This is a genomic window from Pseudomonas sp. I2 (assembly GCF_040984075.1).
Classification (GTDB): Bacteria; Pseudomonadota; Gammaproteobacteria; order Pseudomonadales; family Pseudomonadaceae; genus Aquipseudomonas; species Aquipseudomonas guariconensis_B.
The window spans coordinates 1-4,532 of sequence record NZ_JBCGFQ010000100.1; the positions used below are offsets into that span (position 1 = coordinate 1).

At 65.8% G+C, this 4,532-nt stretch carries 3 protein-coding genes and 2 pseudogenes; 1 reads left to right on the top strand and 4 read right to left on the bottom strand.

What is annotated here, in order from left to right; genetic code table 11:
- The first annotated feature begins 224 nt into the window (after positions 1–224).
- Positions 225–614, top strand: coding sequence for a hypothetical protein (locus WCE05_RS25580; RefSeq protein ID WP_368816803.1), 390 nt, complete (start codon positions 225–227; stop codon positions 612–614).
- 131 nt (positions 615–745) lie between these two features.
- Here the strand turns inward: WCE05_RS25580 and WCE05_RS25585 are convergent, their stop codons facing one another.
- The 4 genes and pseudogenes from WCE05_RS25585 to WCE05_RS25600 form a co-directional block, all read right to left on the bottom strand.
- Positions 746–1,615, bottom strand: coding sequence for an urea transporter (locus WCE05_RS25585; protein WP_225789248.1), 870 nt, complete (start codon positions 1,613–1,615; stop codon positions 746–748).
- Between the two features lie 233 nt (positions 1,616–1,848).
- Positions 1,849–3,264, bottom strand: a complete 1,416-nt coding sequence (gene pyk, locus WCE05_RS25590) for a pyruvate kinase (protein ID WP_253081460.1) — start codon at positions 3,262–3,264, stop codon at positions 1,849–1,851.
- Positions 3,261–4,400 (bottom strand): annotated as a pseudogene (locus tag WCE05_RS25595) (glycerate kinase); the annotation flags it as partial. The pseudogene WCE05_RS25595 and the gene pyk, both read right to left, overlap by 4 nt.
- Positions 4,401–4,405: 5 nt before the next feature.
- A pseudogene (locus WCE05_RS25600) lies at positions 4,406–4,532 on the bottom strand (hypothetical protein); the annotation flags it as partial.

Sequence of the window (4,532 nt, forward strand, 5' to 3'; positions counted from 1 at the left end):
AGCTAGCGCAACGGCCTGAGCCTTGAACTCATCGGTGTAGTTACGGCGAGTGCTCGGGTACATGGCAACCTCCAAGATAGCGATCTAAGTATCGCTTCTTGGCGTCCGCTGTCACGGGACAGGTCCAAAGCGCCTTTTGGTTAATGTTCAGGGACAGAGTGGGCAATCGGGTATCCGTGGCTCCAAACCCGATCGCCGTCAGCAGGCCTCAATCAACGATTCGCATGACGCGCACTGGCATCCAGGTAAAACTGAAGGCTAGAGATGTTGGAAGAATGGTGGTCAATGCTGAACGATCGAGCGAGGGGGTGAGCATTCCGCTGAACGTGGGGTTTGAGAATATCCAGACCTCTACGATGACGATCAATAAAGATGGAGTCGTCTGGAGACACACTCTCAGGGACGCCATGAACGTGGGAGTTGATTCAGCCACTGGCAGGTCGTCCAGTGGATTGAAGTTTGACCTTTCCTATGAGCACATAAGGGCGAGAACGACGAAGCTCAGTTTCACCGGAGCAGAAGTGACGCTAGGTTGGTGGGACGTTGCTGGCATGGGTAAGAACGCAATCATTGAAAGCGCACATTCTCTTGTTTCCAACATACGTCAGTCATGACGAATGATGCCCTCCCGAGGTCAGGCATCTTCGGTCGTTCGTATGACACCCACGCCCGCCCTGGCGCCACGCTGTCGTGCAGGGAGCATACTCACAAGGGCAGCGCATGTACCTTGTGGAAGTACAGGCGATCAGGATCCGCCATCGGGCAAGGTTTCGTTGGCACGGGCATCCAGTCGCGCGCCATGCAAACACCAGCAGGCGAGTACGAACGGTGCGGTGAGGCCAGGGATGGAGCACATCACCATGATGTACTGCAGCGCAATCGCCAGCATGATTGCCATCAGTGGTCGCCAGGGAGGTGTGCGCTCCCGTCCGAAGGCCAGCGCAGCCAGCGCGGCATTGAAGCCGAACAACCCCTGCCAGGCGGATTGCGCTTCGCCGGCCAGCAATGCCGCGCCACCGCCGATGGCCGAGCCGAGCAGGGCCCAGACGGCCGCATAGGGGTTGGCGATGAACAGGCCGATGGCGATCAGCAGGCCGGCCAGTGGGTTGTCCAGCAGGAAGATCTGGCCCAGGCCACGGAGCAGGGCATACAGCGGATTGGCCTCGACGTAGGTACTGAGCAAGGGGCTGGCCAGCAGCAGGGTGCCCCAGCCCAGCAGCACGAAGGGCGCGGTATAGGCGATCAGCAGCTTGCCTCCGCGCTTGCGCCACTGGTGGGTGAGGATACTGGACAGGCCACCGGCGGCGATGATCAGTGGCGGCAGGATAGCCGACCAGGGCAGCACCGCGCTGATCAGGATGCCGATCAGCACGCCGTTGTAGCAGTACAGGCCAGCCTGACGGTCGGTGCGGTCGTAGCCGCGGCGTTGGGCGGTGAGCAGGCCGGCCAGGGCGCCGAGCAGGGCACCGCCGACCAGCGCGGGGGCGGTCAGCAGCAGCGCCAACAGGCAGCACAGGCCGCACAGCGGGTTACGTAGCAACAGCACCTGGCTGAAGCCATTGAGCAGTGCCGTGGCCCAGTCGGGGCACGGGTTGACGAAATTCTTGGTGTACATGGGCAGTCGATGAGGTGGATGGGAAGCGGTGGGCCTCTGTCGGGCCTCGGGTTTTCCGCATTGTTCGTGGTTGCTGCCAGGTCCTCGCATTGGGGCTGCTTGGCAGCCCATCGCCGGCAAGCCGGCTCCCAGGGTCCGAGTCGATCACACATGATGTGGCTTGCAGGGCCGTGTGGGAGCGGGCTTGCCGGCGATGGGGCGCGAAGCGGCCCCAGATGAACGTACTGACCGGCTCAGACCAAGGTTTCGATCCGCAGGGTATTGGTCGTCCCCGGCTTGCCGAACGGCACACCGGCGGTGATCAGCAGCGTGTCGCCACGGCTGGCCATGCCTTGCGCCTGGGCGATCTCCAGCGCGGTCGAGCAGATCTCGTCGACCTGGCGCAGGCGATCGTTGACCACCGAGTGCACGCCCCAGGTCACGCTCAGGCGGCGGGCGGTGGTCAGGTTCGGTGTCAGGTTGAGGATCGGCGCCCGTGGTCGCTCGCGGGCGGCGCGCAGGGTCGAGGCGCCCGACTCGCTGTAGTTGACCAGCACCGCCACTGGCAGGATGCTGCTGATACGGCGGATCGCGCAGCTGATGGCATCCGACACCGTGGCCTCGGCCTTGGGACGGCCGACGTCGAGCTGGGCCTGGTAGTCCGGGCCGTTCTCCACCTGGCGGATGATCTTGCTCATCATCTGCACGGCTTCCAGCGGGTAGTCACCCGAGGCGGTCTCGGCCGACAGCATCACCGCGTCGGCACCCTCGGCCACGGCGTTGGCCACGTCGGTGACCTCGGCGCGGGTCGGCGCCGGCGAGAAACGCATGGACTCGAGCATCTGCGTGGCCACCACCACCGGCCGGCCGAGCTGGCGGCAGGTGCCGATGATCTGCTTCTGGATCTGCGGCACGCTTTCGGCCGGCACTTCCACGCCCAGGTCGCCACGGGCCACCATGATCGCGTCGGAGCGCTCGGCGATCGCTTGCAATTGGGCCACCGCCGAAGGCTTCTCGATCTTGGCCATCAGGTAGGCACGGTCGCCGATCAACTGGCGCGCCTCGGCGATGTCCTCGGGGCGCTGCACGAACGACAGCGCCACCCAATCCACACCCAGCTCCAGGCCGAAGGCCAGGTCGCGGCGGTCCTTCTCGGTCAGCGGGGAGAGGTCGAGCACCGCCTGGGGCACGTTGACGCCCTTGCGATCGGACAGCTCGCCGCCGGCCAGCACCTCGGTGTCGATGGCATCAGGGTGCTTGGCGGTCACCCGCAGGCGCAGCTTGCCGTCGTCGAGCAGCAGGTCCATGCCCGGCTCCAGGGCCGCGATGATCTCCGGGTGGGGCAGGTTGACCCGACGGCTGTCGCCCGGGGTGGTGTCCAGGTCCAGGCGCAGGGCCTGGCCACGCTGCAGCTGGACCTTGCCGTCGGCGAAACGGCCCACGCGCAGTTTCGGCCCTTGCAGGTCCATGAGGATGCCCAACGGGTAGTTCAGCTGCTGCTCCACCTCGCGGATCCACTGGTAGCGCAGGGCATGGTCGGCGTGTTCGCCGTGGCTGAAGTTGAGGCGGAAGATGTTCACCCCGGCCTCGACCAGTTGACGGATGTCGTCGACGCCTTTGATCGCAGGGCCGAGGGTGGCGAGGATTTTGACTTTCTTATCAGGCGTCATGATTGCGGGCTCTCGAGGATCAGGATGGCGCGGAAGTCGTTGACGTTGGTGCGGGTCGGCTCGGTGACGATCAACGCCTCCAGCGCCGCGAAGTAGCCATAGCCGTTGTTGTTGTCCAGCTCGTCGGCGGCCGACAGGCCCAGGGCCTCGGCGCGGGCGTAGCTGTCCGGGGTCATGATGGCGCCGGCGTTCTCCTCGGAGCCGTCGATGCCGTCGGTGTCACCGGCCAGGGCGTACACGCCGGGCAGGCCCTTGAGGCTTTCGGTCAGGCTGAGCAGGAACTCGGCGTTGCGCCCGCCGCGGCCGTTGCCGCGTACGGTGACGGTGGTCTCGCCGCCGGAGAGGATGATGCACGGTGCCTTGAGCGGCTGCCCATGCAGCACGATCTGCCGGGCGATACCGGCATGGACCTTGGCCACCTCGCGCGACTCGCCTTCCAGGTCGCCGAGGATCAGCGGGCTGAAACCTGCCTGGCGCGCCTTGACCGCCGCGGCCTCCAGCGACTGCTGGGGCTTGGCGATCAGTTGGAAGTGGCTGCGCGCCAGGGCCGGGTCGTCGGCCTTGACGGTTTCCGAGGCCGGGTCGTTGAGCCAGTCGATGACCGCCTTGGGCGCGTCGATGGCGTAGCGCTTGAGGATGGCCAGGGCATCGGCGCGGGTGCTCGGGTCGGCCACGGTGGGGCCGGAGGCGATGACCGTGGCCAGGTCGCCCGGTACATCGGAAATCGCATAGGTGTAGACCGTGGCCGGCCAGCAGGCCTTGGCCAGGCGCCCGCCCTTGATCGCCGAGAGGTGCTTGCGCACGCAGTTCATCTCGCCGATGGTGGCGCCGGACTTGAGCAGGGCCTTGTTGATCTGTTGCTTGTCGGCCAGGGTCAGGCCTTCGGCGGGCAGTGCCAGCAGGGCCGAGCCACCGCCGGAGAGCAGGAAGATCACCCGGTCGTCTTCGCTCAGGTCGCTGACCAGTTCGAGCACGCGCTTGGCCACGGCCAGGCCGGCGGCATCGGGGACGGGGTGGGCGGCTTCGACCACCTCGATCTTCTGGCAGTTGGCGCCATGGCCGTAGCGGGTCACCACCAGGCCGGAGACTTCGCCTTGCCAGCTCTTCTCGACTACTTCGGCCATGGCGCCAACTGCCAGAAGGTCTCGCCGCCGGAGAGGATGATGCACGGTGCCTTGAGCGGCTGCCCATGCAGCACGATCTGCCGGGCGATACCGGCATGGACCTTGGCCACCTCGCGCGACTCGCCTTCCAGGTCGCCGAGGATC